Below are 26,695 nucleotides of genomic sequence, written 5' to 3'. Positions count from 1 at the left end.
TAATGTGCAAGTTGGGGTAGAACGAAATAAATTTTGTTAAATATTATTTCTGTCCCACTCCCTATTAGACGAAACAAAGATGAAGTTAAAATATATGAATTTTAAGTAGAGGGATAAGATATGAGGAAACGTGCTAGAATCATTTATAACCCGACATCAGGTAAAGAGCTATTTAAAAGAGAATTACCTGATGCCTTAATAAAATTAGAAAAAGCGGGATATGAAACGAGTGCATATGCAACCGAGAAAATAGGTGATGCCACACTTGAAGCAGAAAGAGCTATGCATGAAAATTATGATGTATTAATCGCTGCAGGTGGTGATGGAACATTAAATGAAGTAGTTAATGGTATCGCAGAAAAGCCTAATCGTCCTAAGCTAGGTGTCATTCCTATGGGTACTGTTAATGACTTTGGACGTGCATTGCATATACCTAATGACATCATGGGGGCACTTGATGTCATCATTGAAGGTCATTCTACTAAAGTAGATATTGGTAAAATGAATAATCGATACTTTATTAATTTAGCTGCAGGCGGACAATTGACGCAAGTCTCTTATGAAACACCGAGTAAATTGAAATCTATTGTTGGTCCATTTGCTTATTACATCAAAGGTTTCGAAATGTTACCTCAAATGAAAGCTGTAGATTTAAGAATTGAATATGATGGTAATGTTTTCCAAGGAGAAGCATTATTATTCTTTTTAGGTTTAACAAATTCAATGGCAGGATTTGAAAAATTAGTGCCGGACGCTAAGTTAGATGACGGCTATTTTACGTTAATTATAGTTGAAAAATCAAACCTTGCAGAACTTGGTCATATTATGACTTTAGCTTCAAGAGGAGAACATACTAAGCATCCTAAAGTTATTTATGAAAAAGCAAAGGCAATTAATATTTCATCATTCACAGACTTACAACTAAATGTAGATGGAGAATATGGTGGTAAATTACCAGCGAATTTCTTAAATCTAGAACGTCATATAGATGTCTTTGCACCTAATGATATTGTAAATGAAGAGTTAATAAATAATGATCATGTTGATGACAATTTAATCGAAGAATAAACAGAAATAGTGAAATATATAATGGCAGGTTAGGAAGCGCATAATTTTGTTCCTAACCTGTTCATTTTGGAGGTAAAATTTTGCAAGCAATAGCTAAAAATGACATAAAAACGGGAACAGTTGTTGATTTAACGCATGAAGGCCATGGTGTCGTAAAAATAGATCGCTTTCCTATTTTCATACCACAAGCTTTAATTAATGAACAAATTGAATATAAAATTATCAAAGTAAAAAAGAACTTTGCGATAGGTAAGTTGCTTAATATAAATACGAGAAGTGAGAATCGTGTTGCACCGCCATGTATATATTATGAACGTTGTGGTGGGTGCCAACTTCAACACTTATCATACGAAGCACAACTTGAAATGAAAAAGGAACAAGTGATTAATTTGTTTCAGCGAAAAGCGCATTTTGATAATTCTAAGATTAACGATACAGTTGGCATGACAGATCCTTGGAGATATCGAAACAAGTCCCAGATTCCAGTTGGTAAGAATGAACAGAATGAAGTTATTATGGGCTTTTATCGTCAAAGAAGCCATGACATTATTGACATGGAAAGTTGTTTAATACAAGATTCACAACATCAAGAAGTGATGAATGAAGTTAAATCTATTTTAAAAGATTTAAATGTAAGTATTTATCAAGAACAATTGAAAAAAGGTTTAATGAGACATTTGGTTGTAAGAACAGGATATCATACAGACGAAATGATGATTATTTTTGTAACTAATGGTAAAAAGTGGCCACAAAAAAATGCTGTTGTTGAGAAGATATTAGATGCATTTCCTAATGTGACAAGCATTAAACAAAACATTAATGATAGCCACTCTAATGTTATTATGGGACGTCAATCTATAACGCTATATGGTAAAGATACAATTATTGATCAATTAACAGATAGTACATTTAAAATAAGTGATCAGTCATTCTACCAAATTAATTCTGAACAAACAGAGAAATTATATAATAAAGCAATTCAATATGCGCAATTGACAGGTAATGAAGTTGTATTAGATACCTATTGTGGTATTGGAACAATAGGGCTATATATGGCACCACATGCAAAACATGTATACGGTGTTGAAGTAGTACCTTCTGCAATTGAAGACGCACAACAAAATGCGACTATAAACCAATGCAATAATACAACTTTTGTCTGTGGGAAAGCTGAAGAAGTTATTTTACAATGGAAAGCACAAGGGATTAAACCAGATGTTGTAATGGTTGATCCGCCAAGAAAGGGCTGTGACGAAACGTTTATTCAGACTTTGCTTACATTAGAACCTAAGCGTATTGTCTATATTTCATGTAATCCCGCAACACAGCAACGTGATGCATTATTATTAGCTGAAAAATATCAACTTGAAGAGGTAACACCGGTAGATATGTTTCCACAAACAACACATGTTGAGACAGTGGCATTATTCAATTTGAAATAGCGCACATGATTTGAGATAAAATTTCGCCTTAATAAGTGAAGAAAGAAGTCGTACATTAAAATTTTATTACAGCCAATTTACTTTCTTGATATGAACTTTTTAAATTAAATGTGACATTGTATACTATATTTAAAGAAGAATAAGAATGTCATGATCGGGAGGGTTGGTAATGCATAAAATTGATTTAACGACAAATAATTTTCAAATGCGAAGGTTTATTATCTTGCAACTTGTTATTGCGTTATTCGTGATTTTATTTACGTATAAGTAGGCGTTAGGTGTCACAGCGGTTGTCGATCAAAATATCATCATCAATCTTGTATATGGGTTTGCTGGATTCATTATTTTATTGATTTTACATGAACTTATCCATAGAGCATTATTTCTTTTATTTAAAAAAGATAGCAAACCTATGTTTAATATAAAAAAAGACAGAATCTTATTCCAAACAGCAGATGCTTGCTTCAACAAATGGCAATTCTCAATTATTATGCTGTCACCACTATTCCTATTAAGTACTGGCTTGCTTATTTTAATTAAGGTATTTGGTTATTCATCACTTATTTTTATGTTTAGTATGCATACTGCTTATTGCTTTATAGATATTCTGCTTGTTGCATTAACAATATCTAGTAGTTTTAAATATGTTCAACAAGATGAAGATAGTATTTATTTGTATCATCAAAAGCCGACTCAATAATAAATTTTAATATGATGATACCAACAAAATGAATTTGCTTGAATTATTTCAGATTACCTATGTTTTCTTACTCAATCGTCTTCATCATCATGCTTAAATAGCAATTGATTTTATAACAACTTGTAGTTATCTCAATATAGTTATCGCTAAGTGCAAGATTTATGTAAAAAAATCGTACACAGCGTATAATTATGTTGAGATATTTTTGTGCGTTATAAAAGTAAAAATTAGTAGGGAGGTGAGCACTTGACTGAGAGACGAATTATTCATATAGATATGGACTATTTTTTTGCACAAGTCGAAATGAGAGATAACCCCAAATTGAAAGGGAAACCAGTCATTGTTGGTGGTAAAGCAAGCAGTAGGGGTGTTGTCTCTACGGCATCCTATGAAGCACGAAAATACGGCGTCCATTCAGCAATGCCTATGTCACAAGCGCATAAATTATGTCCAAATGGATACTTTGTCACAAGTAATTTTGGTGCTTACCGAGAAACATCTGCGCAGATTATGTCTATTTTCCGAAGTTATACAGATAAGGTAGAACCGATGTCATTGGATGAAGCGTATTTAGATATTACAGAATTAGTGAAACCAGACCTTCCTGCTTCGAAAATTGCTCAGTATATTAGAAAAGATATTCTAGAGCAGACACATTTAACAGCATCTGCAGGTGTTTCTTATAACAAATTTTTAGCTAAATTAGCGAGTGGTATGAATAAACCTGATGGTATGACTGTGATTGATTATCAAAATGTCCATGATATTTTGATGACATTGGATATTGGAGATTTTCCAGGCGTAGGTAAAGCTTCCAAAAAAGTAATGCATGATAATGGTATTTTTAACGGTAGAGATTTATATGAGAAAACGGAATTTGAATTAATACGTTTGTTTGGAAAAAGAGGTCGGGGTTTATATAACAAGGCACGCGGTATTGACCATAGTGAAGTGAAATCATCAAGAGTAAGAAAATCAGTAGGGACTGAACGCACATTTGCAACAGACGTGAATGATGATGAAGAGATTTTAAGAAAAGTATGGGAATTGTCAGGTAAAACAGCTGAACGTCTAAATAAATTACAGAAGTCAGCTAAAACTGTAACGGTTAAAATTAAAACTTATCAATTTGAAACGCTATCTAAACAGATGAGTTTAAGAGATTCGGTTAGTTCTGAAGAAGATATTTATAATATTGCATATTTACTTTATAACGATTTAAAAGACCCTGATGTACCAATTCGACTTATTGGTGTCACTGTAGGTAATTTAGAACAATCAACTTATAAAAATATGACGATATATGACTTTATATAAAATAAAGCTCCCTGCAAAGTTTACATTTTTACAATGCTTACTTTGAAGGGAGTATTTTATTTAGTCCTAGCCTTTATCTTTTAGATTTTTACCATAAATATTAGTTACATATGTTAAATTTTCATAATTTTTCAGTAGCCTAAAAGTAATCATTGCGCATGCTTTGGCATCATTCAATGCATCATGATGACCATGAAAATCTAATTGATAAAACTCCATCATATGTTTTAAACCGTATCGATACGAATCAACGGTTCTTTTAGCAAGTTGATAACTACAAAAGTAAGTTAAATTTGGAGTTGGTAAACCAATATTTTGAATGCTTTGATGTAAGACGTTCATATCAAATGCCGCGTTATGTGCGACAACAGGTAAATCTGCAATAAATTGCATCATATATGGAAATACGTAGTCAAACGTAGGTGCATTTTCAACATCTTCTGGTTGTATGCCATGAACTTTAATATTTTGTTGTGAAAAATAGTCTTGCGGATTCACAAGAGTATGAAATGTTTCTGTTATTTGACTATCAATGACTTTAACCATTCCGACAGAACAAATACTTGTACGTTTACCATTTGCTGTTTCAAAATCAAGTGCAACAAACGCATCTTGTATCATGTAGTCAATCCTTTCAATTAATTAAATGTATATATTAATAGACTTTTAGTCATTTGCTTACAAACGATACATAATATTATACGTGAAGGTATAACGTGAAATCTATCATTTGGATGTAACTCTGATTAAAAAGTAAATGATGATATGCTTTAAAATCGGTCAAATTAATTCAACATCAAATTTAGAGTTATTAACATTAGTAGTTTAAAAAATAAATGACTAAAAATACAATAATTAGCCTTGAAAATGAAAAAACGCAGATCAATGATTCAGAAAATGAATCTAGTGATCTCCGTAAAGCAAAATAATATAGACATTGGGTTATTGTAAGTGACCCAAATGCCTATCATGTCGTATGATATTTATCTGTCTATTGTAGTGATGTTTAATTATTCTTCGTCGAATGTACGAGCGCCAAGTTCTTTTTCGTAAAGATATAATGCATTGCTGTCATCGCCGATACGAGTTAAATAATTGATGTGAGTTTCAAACATTGATTCTTCTTCGACTTGTTCATCTAAGAACCAGTTTAAGAATGAGATAGTTGCATAATCTTTATCTTGACGAGCGATTTCAGATAAGTTATAGAAACGTCTTGTTACTTCTTGTTCTTGAGATAAGCTGTCTTTGAAAGTTTCTAGTATGCTTGAAAAGTCAATTTTTGGTGCTGAAACTGCTCTGAATTCTGCATGTGCACCTCTGTCGTTAATATAGTTATAAATCTTTTGTCCATGGAAACGTTCTTCTTTAGCTTGTTGAATGAAGAAGTTTGCAAATCCTTCGTACGATTCTTTATCACAGTATGCTGCCATTGCCATATATGCGTGTGCTGCAAAGTACTCATGGTTCATTTGATCATTTAATGCTTCTAATAAATTTTTACTTAACATTTTGATACACCTCTTATTTGTAAATTAAAATTACTATGAATTAAACTTAGTATAACAAACTCATTCTCAATTGTAAATAATAATAATTATAATTTAACACCTTATTTTAGCACTCTAATTGAGAAAATGTATCATTTAGCGATATTTAATTGAGAATAAATATCATTTTTAATTATCTAAATGAGAATGATTATAATTTAGAAACACTGTATCAATTTGTGATTGAGAAACTTTTTTGAAGTTGCCTTGTCATGTTATAATGATGCGAGTGGAAATTTGAGGAGGAAACACATGAGACAGTGGACGGCAATCCATCTAGCGAAATTGGCGCGTAAAGCAAGTAGAGCAGTAGGTAAAAGAGGAACAGATTTACCTGGACAAATCGCTAGAAAAGTGGATACAGATATATTAAGAAAATTAGCAGAGCAAGTTGATGATATTGTATTTATCAGTGGAACAAATGGTAAAACAACGACTTCAAACTTAATTGGACATACTTTAAAAGCAAATAATATTCAAATTATACACAATAATGAAGGTGCTAATATGGCTGCAGGTATAACTTCTGCATTCATCATGCAATCAACACCTAAGACTAAAATTGCGGTAATCGAAATTGATGAAGGTTCGATTCCACGTGTGTTAAAAGAAGTTACACCTTCAATGATGGTATTTACTAATTTCTTTAGAGATCAAATGGATCGCTTCGGTGAAATTGATATTATGGTTAATAACATTGCAGAGACAATTAGTAATAAAGGCATCAAATTATTGCTAAATGCTGATGATCCATTTGTGAGTCGTTTGAAAATCGCAAGTGATACGATTGTGTACTATGGTATGAAAGCACATGCCCATGAATTTGAACAAAGTACGATGAATGAAAGTAGATATTGTCCAAACTGTGGTCGCTTATTGCAATACGATTATATTCATTATAATCAAATTGGTCATTATCACTGTCAGTGTGGTTTCAAACGAGAGCAAGCAAAATATGAAATATCAAGTTTTGATGTGGCACCGTTTTTACATTTAAATATCAATGATGAAAAATATGATATGAAAATTGCAGGTGACTTTAACGCTTATAACGCGTTAGCAGCATATTCAGTTTTAAGAGAGCTTGGGTTAAATGAACAAACAATTAAAAATGGCTTTGAAACGTATACATCAGACAATGGTCGTATGCAGTACTTTAAAAAAGAACGAAAAGAAGCGATGATCAATTTAGCTAAAAACCCTGCAGGAATGAATGCAAGTTTATCAGTTGGTGAACAATTAGAAGGCGAAAAAGTGTATGTTATTTCGCTAAATGATAACGCTGCAGATGGTCGAGATACTTCATGGATTTATGATGCAGATTTTGAAAAATTATCTAAGCAACAAATTGAAGCTATCATCGTGACAGGTACACGAGCAGAAGAACTTCAATTGCGATTGAAGTTAGCAGAGGTTGAAGTACCAATTATAGTTGAGCGTGATATTTATAAAGCAACGGCAAAGACTATGGATTATAAAGGTTTCACAGTTGCAATACCAAACTATACATCATTAGCGCCTATGCTTGAACAATTAAACCGTTCGTTTGAAGGAGGTCAATCATAATATGCATGAATTGACTATTTATCATTTTATGTCAGATAAATTGAATTTATACAGTGATATAGGAAATATTATTGCTTTAAGACAACGTGCTAAAAAACGAAATATTAAAGTTAATGTCGTAGAAATCAATGAAACAGAAGGTATTACCTTTGATGAATGTGATATTTTCTTTATCGGTGGTGGAAGTGATAGAGAACAAGCATTAGCAACAAAAGAATTAAGTAAAATTAAGACACCACTTAAAGAAGCGATTGAAGATGGTATGCCGGGATTAACAATTTGTGGAGGCTATCAATTTTTAGGAAAAAAATATATCACGCCTGATGGTACAGAATTAGAAGGGTTAGGTATTTTAGATTTTTATACTGAATCAAAGACAAACCGATTAACAGGAGATATTGTTATCGAAAGTGATACTTTTGGAACTATTGTAGGTTTTGAAAATCACGGTGGTAGAACATATCATGATTTCGGTACACTTGGTCATGTTACTTTTGGTTATGGTAATAATGATGAAGATAAAAAAGAAGGCATTCATTATAAAAATTTATTAGGTACTTATTTACACGGACCAATTTTACCTAAAAATTACGAAATCACTGATTATCTGTTAGAAAAAGCTTGTGAACGTAAGGGTATTCCGTTTGAGCCTAAAGAAATAGATAATGAAGCGGAAATACAAGCGAAACAAGTATTAATAGACAGAGCAAATAGACAGAAGAAATCTCGTTAACTCTGAATATCGCATCAATGGATTTAATATTGATAAACGATGAAGTTTAGTAATTAATCATATATGTATAAACACACACATTATTTTGGATGGAAACAACCAAATTGATGTGTGTTTTTTTGTTCTAGTGAATAATTATTATACAATGAGTATCTATCCTAGAATTATCAATAGTAATGGTGATTATGCAACATGAAAAAATGAATGATGAAAGGAATTTGACGATGAAGCCCACTAAAGTGATTTTAAGAGATGCATCTTATTTACATAGCAAAACATCGATAACATTTATTTTAAAAGATGTAGTTATCGAAGAAGATAATAAAATTTATTATTTCGACACTAGTGCAACTTTCGAAGATCAAGAAGTTAAATTTGAATTTGCACTTTTTGATAGTGACATGGACAATTTGAAACATATGGATTACGACAATCCTGTTACCGAAATATATTTTATAGAACCTGATTTACATTTTACGATTATTGATTTTAATCAAGAACTGCTTTGTATTTATATTGATTTTGATTCTGGTTTAAGGCATTCAAACATGGCAACAGAATCTGGTATTTCATTAAGGATAAATGTTGCTAAATCAGATTTTACTAAATTTATTAATGAATTAGCCTCTTTACATTAATGATTTAAATCTGATACATAATTACAATCAAAAAAGACAGCCACATCCCTCCGTAGTTTAGGCGTGTGGCTATATTTGAGTCTGAATATTTATGCTTGTAATTTTAAAAAGGGACATGCTATATACGATAAAAAGAGGCGGGGACATAAATCAATGTTCTATGCTCTACGAAGTTATATTGGCAGTAGTTGACTGAACGAAAATGCGCTTGTAACAAGCTTTTTTCAATTCTAGTCAGGGGCCCCAACAAAGAGAAATTGGATTCCCAATTTCTACAGACAATGCAAGTTGGGGTGTGGGCCCCAACAAAGAGAAATTGGATTCCCAATTTCTACAGACAATGCAAGTTGGGGTGTGGGCCCCAACACAGAGAATTTCGAAAAGAAATTCTACAGGCAATGCGAGTTGGGGTGGGACGACGAAATAAATTTTACGAAAATATCATTTCTGTCCCACTCCCATGGTGCCAATTAGCATAAGGTACTTAAATTAAGCATATCTGCTGTCTAGCAGTCGATAAATCATTAGAACTTCGTATAGTATATGACTTTTAATTTGATTTTCACCACTAATTTCAAGTGCTTTTATTGTCGAACGTAAAGTTTCTACAGAATTATCTTCTCTCTTAAAAGAACCATCATAAAATATATCTTTGATGCTACTACTAATTTTTAGCAATGCCATTTTTTCGTCACCTGAAAAGTTAACACGAGTATTTTTAGGCAAGTAAATGATATTTGATAAATGAGTGATAAACAAACGATTCGTATATGCACGTTTAGTTAATTGATTGAGTAATTTCCAATCACATTCTTTTTTCTTATGATAGCTTAATTCATCACGTTGATAACTTATTAACGTTTCAACTTGATTGTTTAAATTGAAAATATTTTTATATGCTTTTTCACTTTTATCAGATTGCAGTCTTGATAAGATAAGTTCTTGGCAGCGATTGTAAAATAATTTATACATCAAGGCATCTGTCTTACTTAATTTTTCTTCGACCTGACCATAATACTTAGGTGGAAACACCATGAAGTTAATTAAACCTGATGTCACGAGTCCAATAATTGCTGTCAATGTTCGAGACAAAAAGTTGAATATGTAGGCATCATGAATACCTGGAATCATAGCTAATGATGTTAGTACAGCGACATTCGTACCAACTTGCAATTTGAGTTTTGTACAGAATAAAATCGTGAACGTTGCACTCAATGCATATGTAAAAGGTGATTGATCGCCGAATAAATATGTAAATAATACTGCAAAGCCTGCACCAATTACCGTAGCAGGTAATCTACGATAACCTTTAATAAGTGATGCCTTGGCAGTTGGTTCAATTGTGACTACAGCTGTTAAAATGGCATAGATGGGTGTTAAATCTAGTGCCATACAAAAGACAGCTGTTAAAAAAATGGCAATACCAGTTTTAATTGTTCTGGCACCAATTAAATGTTTATACCATTGATCGTTCATTTTTTAACCTCTAATCATCGTAAAATCTTAGCGAGCGCTTTATAATAATAGTATCGTACATTGGAAAAGTTCATGTATGTAAAATATTTGAAATAATCATACTTAAGCATTACTTTGATTTTCATATACATTAATCAAAGTTCTGGGCTCCACAATGTTATATTGTTAGTAGTTGACTGAAATAAAATGCACTTGTAACAAGCATTTTTCAATTATAGTCCGGGGCCCCAACACAGAAGCTGACGAAAAGTCAGCTTACAATAATGTGCAAGTTGGGGTGTGGGCCCCAACAAAGAGAATTTCAAAAAAGAAATTCTACAGGCAATGCAGGTTGGCGGGGCCCCAACATAGAGAAATTGGATCTACAATTTCTACAGGCAATGCAAGTTGGGGTACAACGATAAAGAAATATTTTTTCTTTATCACACTATGTCTCACTCACTTTCCAAAATACTAAAGTAACATCTTTAGTATATCAAAGAATTTTTGCTATAATAAGTTATAATTATATAAAAAAGGAACGGGATAAAATGATTGTAAAAACAGAAGAAGAATTACAAGCGTTAAAAGAAATTGGATACATATGCGCTAAAGTGCGCAATACAATGCAAGCTGCAACCAAACCAGGTATCACTACGAAAGAGCTTGATAATATTGCGAAAGAGTTATTTGAAGAATACGGTGCTATTTCTGCGCCAATTCATGATGAAAATTTTCCTGGTCAAACGTGTATTAGTGTCAATGAAGAGGTGGCACATGGGATTCCAAGTAAGCGTGTCATTCGTGAAGGAGATTTAGTAAATATTGATGTATCGGCTTTGAAGAATGGCTATTATGCAGATACAGGCATTTCATTTGTCGTTGGAGAATCAGATGATCCAATGAAACAAAAAGTATGTGACGTAGCAACGATGGCATTTGAGAATGCAATTGCAAAAGTAAAACCGGGTACTAAGTTAAGTAACATTGGTAAAGCGGTGCATAATACAGCTAGACAAAATGATTTGAAAGTCATTAAAAACTTAACAGGTCATGGTGTTGGTTTATCATTACATGAAGCACCAGCACATGTACTTAATTACTTTGATCCAAAAGACAAAACATTATTAACTGAAGGTATGGTATTAGCTATTGAACCGTTTATCTCATCAAATGCATCATTTGTTACAGAAGGTAAAAATGAATGGGCTTTTGAAACGAGCGATAAAAGTTTTGTTGCTCAAATTGAGCATACGGTTATCGTGACTAAGGATGGTCCGATTTTAACGACAAAAATTGAAGAAGAATAGTTCAACATATACTAAGACTAAAGTATGAACATCATTTAGTTCCGGAGCCTATTCATATTGGTTTCGGAACTGTTTTATAATAATTAAGAACACAATCAATGCGTCATTTCAAAAATATGTTGTAATAAAGTAGTTTTTAAGCAAACATATCATCGACATCAACGAAGATACATAGCGCATTTGGTATTTTAAAACTTATTATAAAAGGTGATAGTTATGAACTATGTTGAACGTTATATTGAACAGTTTTTGAGAGCAACAGTAAGAAATAATATCAAGCACTACCTTTTAATGCTAGATGAAAAAATGAAAAATTTAGATGATTATATGCGTTATTTAATTACTAAAAAAGAACAACTTAGCAAGTTAATTGACAGTCTAATGCTAACATTAGAAAATAAATATATTGATATTGCTGAAGCATTTCAAATTCAATGTGCAAGAGAAATCAATAATCAAGAAATTGAAAATATTAAATCAGAGTTGAATAAAGTTGAAGCATATTATGCACAAATTGAAACTCAAATTCAACAAACTTCAACTGAAAAAATAGCAACAGAAAAAACATCGTATCTAATAAATTATATGAACGCTGTGGCATAGAAAGGCGGCGAAACATGACACACAAATATATATCAACGCAAATGTTGATTATTTTTACTGCATTAATGATTATTGCCAATTTTTACTACATATTTTTTGAAAAAATTGGCTTTTTACTCGTTCTATTATTGGGATGTGTATTAGTTTATGTAGGATATCTTTATTTTCATAAAATACGTGGCCTTTTAGCGTTTTGGATAGGCGCGCTATTAATTGCATTCACATTATTGTCTAATAAGTATACAATCATCATCTTGTTCGTCTTTTTATTACTACTTATTGTGCGTTATTTAATACACAAATTTAAACCAAAAAAAGTAGTTGCGACGGATGAGGTTATGACTTCACCATCTTTTATTAAACAAAAATGGTTTGGTGAGCAACGTACACCAGTTTATGTATATAAGTGGGAAGATGTCCAAATTCAACATGGAATTGGCGACCTACATATTGACTTAACAAAAGCTGCAAATATTAAGGAAAATAATACCATTGTTGTTAGACACATTTTAGGTAAAGTGCAGGTTATATTGCCGGTTAATTACAATATTAATTTACATGTAGCTGCTTTTTATGGAAGTACTTACGTGAATGAAAAATCATATAAAGTTGAAAATAACAATATTCATATTGAAGAAATGATGAAACCGGATAACTATACAGTTAATATCTACGTATCAACGTTTATCGGAGACGTAGAGGTGATTTATCGATGAACCATTACATTAGAACAATTGGTTCAATGCTCATCTTAGTATATAGCATGCTAGCTGCATTTCTGTTCATCGATAAAGTTTTTGTAAATATCATCTATTTTCAAGGTATGTTTTATACACAAATATTCGGAATACCAGTCTTTTTATTTTTAAATCTCATCATCATATTATTGTGTATTATTGTTGGTTCGGTACTCGCTTACAAAATCAATCAGCAAAATGATTGGATTAAGACGCAAATTGAGCGTTCAATGGAAGGCGAAACAGTTGGCATTAATGATCAAAATATAGAAATATATAGTGAAACGTTAGATTTATACCATACACTCGTACCTTTAAATCAAGAATTGCATAAGTTGCGACTTAAAACTCAAAACTTAACCAATGAAAATTATAATATTAATGATGTGAAAGTTAAAAAGATTATTGAAGATGAACGTCAAAGACTAGCACGAGAACTTCACGATTCTGTTAGTCAGCAACTTTTTGCGGCAAGTATGATGCTATCTGCTATCAAAGAAACGAAGTTAGAACCACCATTAGACCAACAAATTCCTATTTTAGAGAAAATGGTTCAAGATTCGCAGTTAGAAATGCGTGCTTTGCTGTTACATTTAAGACCGCTTGGTTTAAAAGACAAATCTTTAGGTGAGGGTATTAAAGATTTAGTTATTGATTTACAAAAAAAAGTGCCGATGAAAGTTGTGCATGAAATACAAGATTTTAAAGTGCCTAAAGGTATTGAAGATCATTTGTTCAGAATTACACAGGAAGCAATTTCGAATACATTGCGTCATTCAAACGGTACAAAAGTGACAGTAGAATTGTTTAATAAAGACGATTATTTATTGTTGAGAATTCAAGACAATGGTAAAGGTTTTAATGTTGATGAAAAATTAGAACAAAGTTATGGACTTAAAAATATGCGTGAAAGAGCTTTGGAAATTGGTGCAACGTTCCATATTGTATCATTGCCAGATTCAGGTACACGTATCGAGGTGAAAGCACCTTTAAATAAGGAGGATTCGTATGACGATTAAAGTATTGTTTGTGGATGATCATGAAATGGTACGTATAGGAATTTCAAGTTATCTATCAACGCAAAGTGATATTGAAGTAGTTGGTGAAGGCGCTTCTGGTAAGGAAGCAATTGCCAAAGCCCATGAGTTGAAGCCAGATTTAATTTTAATGGATTTACTTATGGAAGACATGGATGGTGTAGAAGCGACGACTCAGATTAAAAAAGATTTACCGCAAATTAAAGTATTAATGTTAACTAGTTTTATTGAAGATAAAGAGGTATATCGTGCATTAGATGCAGGTGTCGATAGTTACATTTTAAAAACAACAAGTGCAAAAGATATCGCCGATGCAGTTCGTAAAACTTCTAGAGGAGAATCTGTTTTTGAACCGGAAGTTTTAGTGAAAATGCGTAACCGTATGAAAAAGCGCGCAGAGTTATATGAAATGCTTACAGAACGAGAAATGGAAATATTATTATTGATTGCGAAAGGTTACTCAAATCAAGAAATTGCTAGTGCATCGCATATTACTATTAAAACGGTTAAGACACATGTGAGTAACATTTTAAGTAAGTTAGAAGTGCAAGATAGAACACAAGCTGTCATCTATGCATTCCAACATAATTTAATTCAATAGTTCGTATTGAATTAAGAAAAGTTACTTACGCCAATCACAATATAACATCAAATAGACACCAAAAACAGAGGTCTTCGCAATCATTAGCGAAAACCTCTGTTTTGTTGGTGTTTAGTCTTTTTTAAGCTTATCAACGATTTTGTCTTTTATATTTTTATCATCTTCTGGATAGGTATCACTAGGATGTTCATCAACATGGTACGTACGTTGATGTGTTGCATTACTATCTTCATCATATTCGTATCTAGTGTTCTCATTATAATGATTTTTATTATTGTCATCATGTTCTAATGCTGCTTCTTCAGGTGTTTTACCTTTAATTACACTACGCTGATGAATGATTGCATTGATTTCAGCACCGACAATTATAATAAAACTTGTGATATATAACCATAGTAACAAAATGATGATACCCGCGATACTGCCATATGTTTTAGAATAGTTACCAAAATTTGAAATATACCAACCAAAACCAAATGAACCAGCTAACCAAATAATTGAAGTAAATACTGCACCTGGTAATACTGACTTAAGCTTCGTTTTAACGTTAGGTGCAACCGAATATAACACGATAAATACGATAAATATAATAATGATTGGTAACACAATTCTAATAAGGTTAAAAATCCATTTCACTTGTTCGTCAAATCCAAGTGGACCGAATAGGAAATGACTAATTACAGAACCAAGCGTTGGTAATGCTAGAGCAACTACAAACACAACGCCCATAACTACAGTGAAGACAACACTTAGTAGTTTTAATACGATTCCATTACGGCTATCTTCTACATCGTAAGCAACATTGAAAGAATTCATAATTGCAGTCATTCCATTTGAAGCTGACCAAATTGCTAAAATCAAACCGATAGATAATAAGCCACCACTGGAGTTTTGAGTTATATCACCAATTACACTCTTAATTAGAGTAGATGTTTCAGCGGGTGCATTGCTTAACATATTAGTAATTTGACTCTGCTTAATATTGAAAAATGGTAATAATGTTAATAGGAAAAGCAACATAGGGAACATAGCAAGTACGAAATGGTAAGTCATTTGTGCTGCTAGTCCTGAGGCATCATCTTTTCCTATGCGATAGATGAGATATGATAAGAAATTAGAGTCTTTCTTATATTTTGCAGGTTTATTTAATCTTGATAAGAAGAAAACCTGATCATCTTTTTTAGGTTTCTTAGATTGGAATTGTTGAGGTTCAATATATGTACGATCAACATCAATTTTGGGATTACTTTTATTTTTCTTTTTTGACTCCTCTTGTGCTTCCTTAACAGAATTAAGATATTTTGAAGAAGAGTGATCCTTTTTCGACATGTGCACTCCTTAACCTTTCTCTATGTAATGTTTTATAAAGTAACTATTAGTATTTATCCAATTATAAAAAAACTAAACAATGATATGCTTTAAAAATGATAATATTATAGAAATTAATTGATTTAAATCTTTCATAGGCTATTTTGATTTAAAATTAAAACAAAGGCAATACTGAAACAATGCAGTTTGGCCAATCATTGTATTATCATTTAATAATGATAACTATGAAAGGCGTACACCAAATTGTTAAGTATTGCCTTATAAAAACAAAATCATCTTAGCGTTGATTTTTTCTATTAACAAATGTTTCTTTCGCATCCTTTAATGAACGTTCTAATTCAGGATTATTACGACGAATTTCTTCAACAACATCTTTCCAGTATAAAACTTCGTCTTTAATCTTGCTGACTTTAGAAGGCTTACGAGTGCGGTTACCATTTTTTGCATCTTTAACTGATTGAACTAAAGCTTGACGTGTAGATTTATCAGCTAAACTAATTGCACCACCAATTACGGCACCAATTAAAATACCAGGAACAAATTTATTTTCCATAAAAAACTACCCCTCTTTCAAATTTGCATCTTTTACGATGTAGTCTATTAAATTATCACAAGATGATAATACCATGTCGTATACACCTTCAAAATTATTCGTGTAGTATGGATCTGGTACATCACTCTCTTCCATATTACTAAATTCTAACAATTTGAACAATTGTCCCTTAAGATTAGGATTGATAGATTTAATATTATCAACGTTACTTTGATCCATAGCCACAATGTAATCAAAATCATCTGTCGCTTCGAATAATTCACTAATCATGCCATCAAATGGAATATTGTGTTTGTTGAGAATTTTTTGTGTACCTTCATGAGGTGGCTCTCCTAAATTCCAGCTACCAGTACCTCTTGAATGTACTTTAATATCATGAATATTTCTGTCTTTAAGTCTTTGTCGCATGATTGCTTCTGCCATTGGAGAACGACATATATTGCCAAGACAGACAAATGCTACATCTACCATTTTGATTCCTCCAAACTATGTAGTTATATCCCCATTTTATAGCGACTTTAAACAATAAGAAAGCAGATTATATAAAATTCTATTAAAGTTTATTAAATTGTGATACTTTGATAACATAACTATTATTAGAGGTGAACATTGTGGCTATGACAAATGAAGAGAAAGTATTAGCTATTAGAGAGAAGTTAAATATTGTTAATCAAGGATTATTAGATCCTGAAAAATATAAAAATGCAAATGAAGAAGAATTAACAGATATATATGATTTTGTTCAATCAAGAGAAAGATTGTCGCCAAGTGAAGTGACAGCTATTGCTGACGCTTTAGGACAATTGCGACACGACTAGGAGTGGGAATTTTGACTAATTACAAAGAAAAGTTACAACAATACGCTGAACTATTAGTTAAGGTTGGTATGAATGTTCAACCAAAACAGCCAGTATTTATTAGATCATCAGTAGAAACATTAGAATTAACGCATTTAATTGTAGAAGAAGCATATCATTGTGGCGCTTCAGATGTACGTGTTGTATATAGCGATCCAACCTTAAAACGCTTAAAATTTGAAAATGAATCTGTGGAACATTTTGCTAATCATGAGATAAAATCATATGATGTTGAAGCGAGAATGGATTACGTTAAACGTGGCGCTGCTAATTTAGCACTTATTAGTGAAGATCCTGATTTAATGGATGGTATCGATAGCCAAAAATTACAAGCATTTCAACAACAAAACGCACGCGCATTTAAAGGATATATGGAAAGTGTACAAAAAAATCAATTTCCATGGGTCGTAGCTGCTTTTCCATCTAAAGCTTGGGCGAAGAGAGTATATCCTGAACTATCTGTAGAAGAAGCATATATTAAGTTTATTGACGAGGTATTTGATATTGTGCGAATTGATGGTAACGATCCAGTTGAAAATTGGCGTCAACACATCGCTAATTTAAGTGTTTACGCTCAAAAGTTACAACAAAAAAATTACCATGCGTTGCATTATGTATCTGAAGGTACTGATTTAACAGTAGGTTTAGCGAAAAATCATATCTGGGAAGATGCTACAAGTTATGTTAACGGCAAGGAACAAGCTTTTATTGCTAATATACCAACTGAAGAAGTATTTACAGCACCAGATCGAAATAGAGTAGATGGATATGTTACTAATAAATTGCCTTTAAGTTATAATGGAACGATTATCGATCAATTTAAATTGATGTTTAAAGATGGAGAAATTATTGATTTTTCAGCTGAAAAAGGTGAAGCGGTATTGAAAGATTTAATCAATACTGATGAAGGTTCAAGAAGATTAGGTGAAGTAGCATTAGTACCTGATGATTCACCGATATCAAATCGTAATACCATTTTTTACAATACTTTATTTGATGAAAATGCAGCATGTCATTTAGCGATTGGATCTGCTTACGCCTTTAATATTCAAGGTGGAACGGAAATGACTGTTGAGGAAAAGATTGCAAGCGGATTAAATGATTCAAATGTACATGTCGATTTCATGATTGGTAGTAGTGATTTGACTATTTATGGCATATTCGAAGATGGTTCAAAAGAACTAGTATTTGAAAATGGAAATTGGGCATCAACATTTTAATAAATGTTATTTTGAGGTGCTGAGTAGGAAATGAAACATGTATTTAAAGGTCAAATACGTGATTAAAGTATAGATTGGGAGATAAAATAATGACAAATCAGGACAGACCAATGAAATCTATGTCAGAATCAAAATGTTATAAAAATAGACAAGTTTTCCCTCAAGATACGAATCACCATCATACAATGTTTGGTGGTACATTGATGGCTAATATTGATGAAATTGCAGCAATCACAGCTATGAAACATGCTGGTGCGCAAGTAGTTACCGCATCTACAGACTCAGTAGATTTCTTAAAGCCGATTAAAACAGGGGACATATTACAATACGTAGCGATGGTTTCATACGCTGGGACTAGTTCAATGGAAGTGGTCGTTCAAATTAGAATTGACGATGTATTTAATAACAAGCATGATTTAGCTGCATTAAGTTACCTAACATTTGTTGCGTTAGATGATGAAGGCAAACCTAAACATGTACCTGGTGTATATCCAGAAGATGATGTTGAAAAATGGTTTTATGATACAGCACCACAACGTGTTGAACGAAGAAAAGCACGTCGCATTGAAAGTAAACAAACAATTGAATATTTAGCTCAAGTGCAACATATTAGAGACTAAAAATATAAAGACAGATTGTTAAGGATGAATTGAACTGTTATGTTCGAATATTCCACCTACAATCTGTCTTTTTGATTATGCACGTTTATGCTTTTAGTTAAAATTTACCCCTTTTATTATAGACTATTAGTCCTATTAAATGACCTTTATTATTAAAGTAGAGTACTGCCAGCAATTAATTGTTTTTTATTTTATAATAGCATTAAAATATGCGGAGACTACTTATCGATAAAGTGCTTCTCCGCATAATTAAGAGTTTTTAAAATTGTATAATTTGTGGTTGTTTGTGCATATGACGCTCATTATCTTTAAAATCCATATTCGGATAGTACATATTTTTAACAAGAACATTTGGTCCTAAACAACTAAACTCGGAACAATGACAATTTAATGAATTAGCAAGATCAGAGGATAACCATTTATCAAATACATCTGTTAATTTATCTTTTTGTATATTCGAAATTGTACCTGTTTCATCTCCGAAATCAGTTACGATTACATTACCTGTAAATACATTGACATTTAAACGACTACGGCCATCCGGGTCATTTCTAGTCGTTACATTTTTAGCATTTCTTAAACGTGATAGTAACTTTTGATCTTCATCATCCTTTAAGCATGGAAACACAGGCAAAGTACCAAATAACATCCAAATATCTTCATCTCTGAAATCCAATATATCATGAATTGTCTTTTTCATTTCCGCTAGAGTTAACACATTTAATTGACTTGCAAAGTCAGCTGGATACATAGGGTGAATCTCGTGTCTGCTACATTTCATATCATGAACGACTTCTTGATGTATTTTTCGTAAATGTGGTAGCGTACTTTGATTGAGCATTGTTTCCGCAGATACAAACATTCCTTGTTCTGATAATGTACGTGCATTCGAAATCATTTGTTCATATAATTTTAACTTAGCTTTTAACGGTGGTTGCTTCTTCATTGCGCCAAAGCCAACATTTGCGAATTCATCAGTTGTTCCCCAGTTATGTGAGATATGCATAACATCGATATATTCAGCAATATCTAAATAACGATCTTGAGGCAATGTTAGGTTTGAATTCATTTGTGTATATATACCTCGATGATGTGCATACTTTAATAGAGGTTTAACAACATTTCTAATAGACTTTTTAGAAAACATTGGTTCGCCACCTGTAATTGACATCGTTCGCAGATTTGGAATTTCATCAAGTCTACGATAAATTAAGTCCATATCTAAAGGCTCGGGGTCGACAGTTTGTAAAGTATAACCAACTGCACAGTGGCTACAACGCATATTACAAAGATTTGTAGTTGTAAATTCGATGTTACTTAAAGTTAATTGGCCATGTTCTTTAACATCGTTATATGATTCCCATGGATCATTGTAAATGCTAACAGGTTGCTTCAATTTGACGCTATTCATCGTCTTAAACTTCCTTCTTTCTATTTGGTTCATATCGGTATGATACCACTTCGTATTATCACTCGTAACAAATTATCTCTTAATTTTAGTTAATTGAAAAGGGGATTTTTAAAAGTCAAAATAATTTGAATGTCATAAATATAGCTAAGATTATATCGCTTTAACGCAATTTCTGTTAGGATAATAATGAAAAAGAAAACAAAAATAAAAGGAGTTAACTTTTTATGAATGAACAGCAAACAATCGAACAGATAAAAGCACGTTTAAATAAGTTTATTGAGGATATCGATCATGTAAATCCTGATGAAGTACGTGTTGAAGATATAGATGAATGGATTGGATTGTTAGATCAGCTTGAAGAAAAGGTTAAATTAGTATCTAAGTAAATGCCACATAAGATGTGTTAGAGTTAGATATCGCGATAGTCGCTTAATATTTTTTATATCTTGTATGTTTAATCACTGATTTACTTGTCTATAGTAATTATATCAATGATATATAGAAAGGTGATTTTCAATGACTAAAAAAGTAGCAATTATTCTAGCAAACGAATTTGAAGATATAGAATATTCAAGCCCTAAAGAGGCATTAGAGAATGCAGGCTTTAATACTGTAGTGATTGGAGATACTGCAAATAGTGAAGTTGTTGGTAAACACGGTGAAAAAGTTACTGTCGATGTAGGCATTGCAGAAGCTAAACCAGAAGATTATGATGCATTATTAATTCCTGGAGGATTTTCACCAGATCATTTACGTGGAGATACAGAAGGTCGATATGGCACATTTGCTAAATACTTTACTAAAAATGATGTACCAACATTTGCCATTTGTCATGGGCCACAAATACTAATAGATACAGACGATTTAAAAGGTCGTACGTTAACAGCAGTATTAAATGTACGCAAAGATTTATCAAATGCAGGCGCACATGTAGTTGATGAGTCAGTAGTTGTAGACAACAATATTGTAACAAGTCGAGTACCAGACGATTTAGATGATTTTAATCGAGAAATCGTTAAACAATTACAATAGAAGTATTGTGGTTATCGATTGTTAAAATTTATATATTTTCGTTTGAAATGAAATATGGATTTTAGTTTTAATAAATGAATAACAAATAAAAGGTCGTCTCTATTGGCATTTAATAGGGATGGTCTTTTATTTTTATAAAATATAACAATATTTGACATGATTAATATTTAAAATTGCAATGATTTATCTATAATTTTTTCAAAAAACAAAAAAGTAAGTATGATGGCGTATACGATTGTAAGCCCTTGGACTGATTTTCTCAAAAAGTGTAGCCTATTTGTGATAGTACTGGTAAACTCAAGGTATATACTAAGTGAGTTTTAAAAGAAGGAGCAAACGCATGAAAAGAAGCGATAGGTACTCAAACTCAAATGAACATTTTGAGCATATGAAACACGAACCTCACTATAATACGTATTATCAACCAGTTGGCAAACCGCCGAAAAAGAAAAAAAGTAAACGAATACTATTAAAAATATTATTAACCATTCTAATCATTATCGCATTGTTTATTGGTATCATGTATTTTTTATCTACACGCGATAATGTGGATGAACTAAGAAAAATTGAAAATAAAAGTAGTTTTGTGTCAGCTGATAACATGCCAGAGTATGTTAAAGGTGCCTTTATTTCAATGGAAGATGAACGATTCTACAATCATCATGGATTCGATTTGAAAGGTACAACTAGAGCTTTATTTTCAACGATTAGCGACAGAGATGTGCAAGGTGGTAGTACCATTACACAACAAGTTGTCAAAAATTATTTTTATGATAATGATCGTTCATTTACTAGAAAAGTAAAAGAATTATTTGTAGCTCATCGAGTTGAAAAACAATATAATAAAAACGAAATTTTAAGCTTTTATTTAAATAATATTTACTTTGGGGATAATCAATATACGCTTGAGGGCGCAGCAAACCATTACTTTGGAACAACCGTGAATAAAAATAGTACAACAATGTCTCACATAACAGTTTTACAAAGCGCTATTTTAGCTAGTAAAGTCAATGCACCTAGCGTATATAATATCAATAATATGTCAGAGAATTTTACGCAACGTGTAAGCACGAACTTAGAAAAAATGAAGCAACAAAATTATATCAATGAAACACAATATCAACAGGCTATGTCACAATTAAATCGTTAAATACTTGCATTCATGTGTAGGATGCTTGGAACTATAATGTAGAAGGTTTAATTGAAATGTCATAATGATAAGGTTGAATTGTTTCTGCTTTATAAATTTTACAGATTTGCTTGTAATCACACTTTCATTTTAAAAGATGATAGTGTGATTTTTTGTTAGCATCGAAAAATATTTAAAGTTAAACATTTGCTATAGGAAGTGGCTTATTGAATAATAAAAGAGTATTGTATTAAAACTTGAGAAAGTAACGGGGTGATCCAGTGCCGAAGATTACTAAAATAGAAGTTCAAAAGAAAAACAAAGAACGTTTTAATCTTTTTTTAGACGAACAATTTGAAATGGGTATAGATATCGATACATTAGTCAAATTTAATTTAAAAAAAGGGCAACAACTTGAAGCTGCTGACATGGCAGAGATTCAAAAGTATGATCATTATCGCATAGGTTTAAACAAAGCAATCCAATATTTATCATATAAAAAGAGAACTGAAAAAGAAGTTATACAATATTTACAAAAAGAAGAGATATCAGAGCAAGCGATTTCTGAAGTGATTGAATATTGTTATCGCGAAAAGTTAATCGACCATCAAGATTATGCGGAAAGTTTAAAAAATACAATGATTCGCACGACAGATAAAGGACCTAAAATTTATCAACAAAAACTATATCAACTTGGTATAGAACCAAATATCATTGAAATATTTACAGAACTTTATAGAGAACAACAGGAACTTGATGATATTATCCAAATTGCTGAAAAAATATCTAAAACAAAAAAAGGGCCACAAAATAAGGTTAAAGAAAAAGTAATGCAATCTTTAATTCAAAAAGGGTTTGAAATGGAAACCATTCATGCTGTATTGAATGAAATGGATTTTACACAAGATGAAGCGGTTTTAGACGATTTATTACAACGAGATTTAGAAAAAATTTATAATAAAAATCGAAAGAAGTACACGCAACAGAAATTAATTTCAAAAACTATCGAAGGCCTTATGAGAAAAGGATATAAATATGATAAAATTAAAGCTAAATTAGAAGAAAGTGGTATTGCCGATGGAACAGAAGAAATTGAGTGAGATGTCTGAGCCAGAATTAAGACACGAAATACAACTTTATAAAGAGAAAATGAGAAAAGCTGAGATGAATGGTATTTTAAATGAATATGACGTTTATCAAAGTAAAGTAATTGTTGCCGAAAGTTACTTAGTAGATAGAAAAAAGATAGAAATTGGTAAAATTTATAAACTGACTGATGGCAGTAATCAATATTTTAAAGTAGAAAGATTAAAAGGTATTTTTGCGTGGGGGTTTAGATTTAATAGCGATGAACCCGAAGAAGGCTTACCTATAGCGTTATTACAATTATAGAAGGATGAAAATAGATGGGAAGTTCAATTGTTTTAAAGTTACTAAAAGTAACACACTACTATAGGAATAAACAGAATAAGAAATGGTATTTACCTTTTGGATATGATGCTGAAGATATCGATTTAAACAATATTAGTTTACATATTTATCAAGGAGAAGCATTAGGTATAATTGGTGAACCTGAATCTTCCAAAGCGTTGGTAGGTCAATTGTTGGCAGGTGCAATTAAACCTGATAAAGGTAAAGTAGTTTGTACTGAAGATTTGTTCTACGGATATATTGAAGATCAATCGTTAATTCATCAAACTGTTGAAGCTTACACAGCGCAGTTAGTTCAACTATTTCCATATGAAATTAATGATCATAAAGCTGAACAGATTATTCAATATGCACATTTAGGCGATTATAAAACGAAGCCGGTTAACCATATTTCGAAAGCGGCATACGCTCAATTACTATTAAGTATTGCACGCTCATCAAAATCAAATATTATTATTTTAAATCATGTTATTGACTATTTAACACCACAATTTATGGAACGTGCGATTGAATTAACAAATGATTATATTGAAAATAATTTAACGATTGTGTCAATTGGTGATGATATTGATAAAATTTCACAAGTGAGTAACTATATAGCTTGGTTTTCACATGGTCAATTAAGAATGGAAGGGTCACTTAAACAAGTTATTCCATCTTTTAAAGAACATGAACGTGATCGATTAAGTTTAAACTCAAAAGAAGAAATTGAAAACTTTGATTTAGATTGGAAAAAGAATCGTACAAGAATACCAGAGATGACCTATAATTTCAAACGCGTTGAGCGCTATAATCATGCAAAACCGCCTAAGTTTTTAGTGCGTTTTTGGACTTTAGCCTCAGGTACTATTTTAGGCTTAGCATTGATGATGTTGCTCATTTTCAATAATATAGGAATTATTTCGATAACAGATTTTACGAATCGTGCTACGATGCAAAATGAAAATAAAGATCCATATGGCGAAAAGTTAGCTTATGGAATTGCTTTTAATGGCAGTGTGGATATGCAAGGGGATAAACAAGTCACAATTCCAAAATATAGTGTAGTTACAATTACTGGCGAAAATAGTAAAAATTATCGTGTTACCGCCGATAATAAGACTTACTATGTTAGTAAAGATAAATTAGAATATTTTAACCCGGCAGGTTTATATCAAACGCATAGTTTTAAAAAATTAGCGCCATATATGAAATCAAATTATAGTAATTACTATGCATACTTTAACAGTCAATTACATAAAAAGCATAGTTCAGTTATAAAAACTTTAGTTCCTGATGATGATAACCGTTTCGTTGCATCCGTTACACAACAACCGATACAATTACTTTTCAATGATAATAATCAGTTATACGGTTTTGTTTATCCAATTGTAGATAAAAAAGAATTAAAAGATAAGTTTAATATTAACAATAACATTTGGATTACTAAAGTTGGGAATGGATATTGTATTGCCAATTTGAAAGAAGACAAATGGATTTATATTGAATTGTAGGTGTAAAGATGCTAGATAATATTATTTTATATTTTAAAAACTTACCGCATACTAAAAGGTATGTAACAGAACGTTTAAAACAAAGTTGGAAAAGTTTTCTAATCGTATTAGCTGCATGTTTAATACTTATTATTGCAAGTGAAACGCTATTTTCCTTTAGTCATTTGACCGATGTTAAAGAGGTGCGATGGTTATTTAGAATTATTGCATTGATTGTTTTTGCGGTAGTGATGTTCACAATTTATATCTCTTATCATCATTATATGAATGACTTTTTAGTTACTAAGTTATTTAATATTTCCGCAGCGACGCCAGTAGTTATTATGTCTATTTTAAGTTTTATTATGCTAGTCATTTTGACGATGATTAGTGCATTGGTTAAACCAGTAAACTTCGAAACATCATATATAGCGCTATTCTATTTTATTGTGATGGCAACTATTTTTGTAGGATTAATATCCGTTACTTTTGGTCTTATTCGACTGTTAACTGAAAAAATAAATATCATATTTTATGGGGTTTGTGTATTGTGTTTCTTATTGTTACCAATTATTTTCATACCAAATCCAAATCATGTATTTATCAATCACATCCTAATGCTAAATCCAATGTATTACATTGTTAATGGTATAGCACAATCTATCATATTTGGTATATCAAGTATGGAAAACATTCCATATCATTTTTACTTTATTTTATTCTTATGTTTAATAGCTGCAGTAAATTTCGTATTAGCAAGGTATACGACACACGCAATTTATAATAAAACATCTAAAGTGACACAAACTGATAATCAACAGGATGTTTCAAATGATAGTACAGACGAGGCGGATACTTCTTCATGATGTTTAGCTGACCTGTTG

At 31.7% G+C, this 26,695-nt stretch carries 30 protein-coding genes and 1 pseudogene; 24 read left to right on the top strand and 7 right to left on the bottom strand.

The window, feature by feature from the left end; genetic code table 11:
* The first annotated feature begins 120 nt into the window (after positions 1–120).
* The 4 genes and pseudogenes from KI230_RS09870 to dinB all read left to right on the top strand — a co-directional run bounded on the left by KI230_RS09870 (position 121) and on the right by dinB (position 4,527).
* On the top strand, positions 121–1,068 hold the full coding sequence (locus KI230_RS09870) for a diacylglycerol kinase (protein WP_001231451.1): 948 nt from the start codon (positions 121–123) through the stop codon (positions 1,066–1,068).
* Between the two features lie 80 nt (positions 1,069–1,148).
* Positions 1,149–2,510, top strand: a complete 1,362-nt coding sequence (rlmD, locus tag KI230_RS09865; protein WP_001147869.1) for a 23S rRNA (uracil(1939)-C(5))-methyltransferase RlmD — start codon at positions 1,149–1,151, stop codon at positions 2,508–2,510.
* A gap of 169 nt (positions 2,511–2,679) precedes the next feature.
* Positions 2,680–3,210: pseudogene (locus KI230_RS09860) on the top strand (DUF3267 domain-containing protein).
* Between the two features lie 246 nt (positions 3,211–3,456).
* Positions 3,457–4,527, top strand: a complete 1,071-nt coding sequence (dinB, locus tag KI230_RS09855; protein ID WP_045176889.1) for a DNA polymerase IV — start codon at positions 3,457–3,459, stop codon at positions 4,525–4,527.
* A 66-nt stretch (positions 4,528–4,593) separates the two neighbouring features.
* Here the strand turns inward: dinB and KI230_RS09850 are convergent, their stop codons facing one another.
* The gene (locus tag KI230_RS09850; protein WP_000613738.1) at positions 4,594–5,148 is read right to left on the bottom strand and encodes a 3'-5' exonuclease; all 555 of its coding nucleotides are present in this window, start codon (positions 5,146–5,148) and stop codon (positions 4,594–4,596) included.
* Positions 5,149–5,363: 215 nt separating this feature from the next.
* Between KI230_RS09850 and KI230_RS09845 the strand changes: the two genes are divergently transcribed.
* Entirely contained in the window at positions 5,364–5,456 is a 93-nt protein-coding gene (locus KI230_RS09845; protein WP_001790679.1) for a hypothetical protein, read from the top strand.
* A gap of 81 nt (positions 5,457–5,537) precedes the next feature.
* Here the strand turns inward: KI230_RS09845 and ftnA are convergent, their stop codons facing one another.
* On the bottom strand, positions 5,538–6,038 hold the full coding sequence (gene ftnA / locus KI230_RS09840; RefSeq protein WP_000949467.1) for an H-type ferritin FtnA: 501 nt from the start codon (positions 6,036–6,038) through the stop codon (positions 5,538–5,540).
* Positions 6,039–6,329: 291 nt separating this feature from the next.
* Between ftnA and murT the strand changes: the two genes are divergently transcribed.
* The 4 genes from murT to KI230_RS09820 all read left to right on the top strand — a co-directional run bounded on the left by murT (position 6,330) and on the right by KI230_RS09820 (position 9,014).
* The gene (gene murT, locus KI230_RS09835; protein ID WP_001250329.1) at positions 6,330–7,643 is read left to right on the top strand and encodes a lipid II isoglutaminyl synthase subunit MurT; all 1,314 of its coding nucleotides are present in this window, start codon (positions 6,330–6,332) and stop codon (positions 7,641–7,643) included.
* Position 7,644: 1 nt separating this feature from the next.
* Positions 7,645–8,376: a lipid II isoglutaminyl synthase subunit GatD gene (gene gatD, locus KI230_RS09830; protein ID WP_000544969.1), complete on the top strand. Its 732-nt coding sequence runs from the start codon at positions 7,645–7,647 to the stop codon at positions 8,374–8,376.
* Between the two features lie 85 nt (positions 8,377–8,461).
* On the top strand, positions 8,462–8,572 hold the full coding sequence (locus KI230_RS09825; RefSeq protein ID WP_001790257.1) for a hypothetical protein: 111 nt from the start codon (positions 8,462–8,464) through the stop codon (positions 8,570–8,572).
* Between the two features lie 28 nt (positions 8,573–8,600).
* Positions 8,601–9,014, top strand: a complete 414-nt coding sequence (locus tag KI230_RS09820) for a hypothetical protein (protein WP_001670387.1) — start codon at positions 8,601–8,603, stop codon at positions 9,012–9,014.
* A 489-nt stretch (positions 9,015–9,503) separates the two neighbouring features.
* Here KI230_RS09820 and KI230_RS09815 read toward each other — a convergent pair whose 3' ends face one another.
* A complete protein-coding gene (locus KI230_RS09815) occupies positions 9,504–10,490 on the bottom strand; it encodes an FUSC family protein (RefSeq protein WP_000999716.1) in 987 nt (328 codons plus the stop codon).
* Between the two features lie 530 nt (positions 10,491–11,020).
* On the opposite strand from KI230_RS09815, the gene map reads away from it, so the two are divergent.
* The 5 genes from map to vraR all read left to right on the top strand — a co-directional run bounded on the left by map (position 11,021) and on the right by vraR (position 14,757).
* The gene (gene map, locus KI230_RS09810) at positions 11,021–11,779 is read left to right on the top strand and encodes a type I methionyl aminopeptidase (protein ID WP_000636142.1); all 759 of its coding nucleotides are present in this window, start codon (positions 11,021–11,023) and stop codon (positions 11,777–11,779) included.
* Positions 11,780–11,995: 216 nt separating this feature from the next.
* On the top strand, positions 11,996–12,382 hold the full coding sequence (locus tag KI230_RS09805; RefSeq protein ID WP_001110179.1) for a hypothetical protein: 387 nt from the start codon (positions 11,996–11,998) through the stop codon (positions 12,380–12,382).
* 14 nt (positions 12,383–12,396) lie between these two features.
* Complete coding sequence (gene vraT, locus KI230_RS09800; protein ID WP_000149064.1) at positions 12,397–13,098, top strand: cell wall-active antibiotics response protein VraT; 702 nt, start codon at positions 12,397–12,399, stop codon at positions 13,096–13,098.
* Complete coding sequence (vraS, locus tag KI230_RS09795; RefSeq protein ID WP_001017131.1) at positions 13,095–14,138, top strand: sensor histidine kinase VraS; 1,044 nt, start codon at positions 13,095–13,097, stop codon at positions 14,136–14,138. The genes vraT and vraS overlap by 4 nt, the downstream gene beginning before the upstream one ends.
* Positions 14,128–14,757, top strand: a complete 630-nt coding sequence (gene vraR / locus KI230_RS09790; RefSeq protein WP_000153535.1) for a response regulator transcription factor VraR — start codon at positions 14,128–14,130, stop codon at positions 14,755–14,757. The genes vraS and vraR overlap by 11 nt, the downstream gene beginning before the upstream one ends.
* 111 nt (positions 14,758–14,868) lie before the next feature.
* Here the strand turns inward: vraR and KI230_RS09785 are convergent, their stop codons facing one another.
* From KI230_RS09785 to KI230_RS09775, 3 genes are all read right to left on the bottom strand, one after another.
* Positions 14,869–16,086: a YihY/virulence factor BrkB family protein gene (locus tag KI230_RS09785; protein ID WP_000037079.1), complete on the bottom strand. Its 1,218-nt coding sequence runs from the start codon at positions 16,084–16,086 to the stop codon at positions 14,869–14,871.
* A 277-nt stretch (positions 16,087–16,363) separates the two neighbouring features.
* On the bottom strand, positions 16,364–16,639 hold the full coding sequence (locus KI230_RS09780; RefSeq protein ID WP_000428172.1) for a YtxH domain-containing protein: 276 nt from the start codon (positions 16,637–16,639) through the stop codon (positions 16,364–16,366).
* Between the two features lie 6 nt (positions 16,640–16,645).
* On the bottom strand, positions 16,646–17,110 hold the full coding sequence (locus tag KI230_RS09775) for a low molecular weight protein-tyrosine-phosphatase (RefSeq protein WP_000228666.1): 465 nt from the start codon (positions 17,108–17,110) through the stop codon (positions 16,646–16,648).
* Positions 17,111–17,256: 146 nt separating this feature from the next.
* Between KI230_RS09775 and KI230_RS09770 the strand changes: the two genes are divergently transcribed.
* The 3 genes from KI230_RS09770 (at position 17,257) to KI230_RS09760 (ending at position 19,336) form a co-directional block, all read left to right on the top strand.
* Complete coding sequence (locus tag KI230_RS09770) at positions 17,257–17,457, top strand: DUF1128 family protein (RefSeq protein ID WP_000180460.1); 201 nt, start codon at positions 17,257–17,259, stop codon at positions 17,455–17,457.
* 2 nt (positions 17,458–17,459) lie between these two features.
* Positions 17,460–18,716, top strand: a complete 1,257-nt coding sequence (locus tag KI230_RS09765) for an aminopeptidase (protein ID WP_001793428.1) — start codon at positions 17,460–17,462, stop codon at positions 18,714–18,716.
* Positions 18,717–18,805: 89 nt separating this feature from the next.
* Positions 18,806–19,336 (top strand): acyl-CoA thioesterase, encoded by a 531-nt coding sequence (locus KI230_RS09760; RefSeq protein ID WP_000184383.1) that lies wholly within the window; start codon positions 18,806–18,808, stop codon positions 19,334–19,336.
* 259 nt (positions 19,337–19,595) lie between these two features.
* Here KI230_RS09760 and yfkAB read toward each other — a convergent pair whose 3' ends face one another.
* A complete protein-coding gene (gene yfkAB, locus KI230_RS09755; RefSeq protein WP_045176916.1) occupies positions 19,596–20,747 on the bottom strand; it encodes a radical SAM/CxCxxxxC motif protein YfkAB in 1,152 nt (383 codons plus the stop codon).
* Positions 20,748–20,971: 224 nt separating this feature from the next.
* On the opposite strand from yfkAB, the gene KI230_RS09750 reads away from it, so the two are divergent.
* From KI230_RS09750 to KI230_RS09720, 7 genes are all read left to right on the top strand, one after another.
* Complete coding sequence (locus tag KI230_RS09750; protein WP_001005407.1) at positions 20,972–21,133, top strand: SE1561 family protein; 162 nt, start codon at positions 20,972–20,974, stop codon at positions 21,131–21,133.
* 130 nt (positions 21,134–21,263) lie between these two features.
* Complete coding sequence (locus KI230_RS09745; protein ID WP_000163283.1) at positions 21,264–21,779, top strand: type 1 glutamine amidotransferase domain-containing protein; 516 nt, start codon at positions 21,264–21,266, stop codon at positions 21,777–21,779.
* Between the two features lie 340 nt (positions 21,780–22,119).
* Positions 22,120–22,929, top strand: coding sequence for a monofunctional peptidoglycan glycosyltransferase SgtB (gene sgtB / locus KI230_RS09740; protein ID WP_000830380.1), 810 nt, complete (start codon positions 22,120–22,122; stop codon positions 22,927–22,929).
* 260 nt (positions 22,930–23,189) lie between these two features.
* Positions 23,190–24,008 carry a recombination regulator RecX gene (gene recX, locus KI230_RS09735; protein WP_001124419.1) on the top strand — a complete coding sequence of 273 codons (819 nt, stop codon included), beginning with the start codon at positions 23,190–23,192 and terminating at the stop codon, positions 24,006–24,008.
* Positions 23,986–24,300 (top strand): YfhH family protein, encoded by a 315-nt coding sequence (locus KI230_RS09730; RefSeq protein WP_000435806.1) that lies wholly within the window; start codon positions 23,986–23,988, stop codon positions 24,298–24,300. The genes recX and KI230_RS09730 overlap by 23 nt, the downstream gene beginning before the upstream one ends.
* Positions 24,301–24,314: 14 nt before the next feature.
* Positions 24,315–25,832 (top strand): ABC transporter ATP-binding protein, encoded by a 1,518-nt coding sequence (locus KI230_RS09725; RefSeq protein ID WP_000535834.1) that lies wholly within the window; start codon positions 24,315–24,317, stop codon positions 25,830–25,832.
* 8 nt (positions 25,833–25,840) lie between these two features.
* The gene (locus KI230_RS09720; protein WP_000886465.1) at positions 25,841–26,677 is read left to right on the top strand and encodes a membrane protein; all 837 of its coding nucleotides are present in this window, start codon (positions 25,841–25,843) and stop codon (positions 26,675–26,677) included.
* The last annotated feature ends 18 nt before the right edge of the window (positions 26,678–26,695 follow it).

The sequence above is a fragment of the Staphylococcus sp. MZ3 genome, assembly GCF_018622755.1.
Taxonomy (GTDB): domain Bacteria; phylum Bacillota; class Bacilli; order Staphylococcales; family Staphylococcaceae; genus Staphylococcus; species Staphylococcus aureus.
The sequence above is the reverse complement of the archived record's forward strand: the minus strand, read 5'-3'. Positions and strand labels throughout refer to the sequence as shown.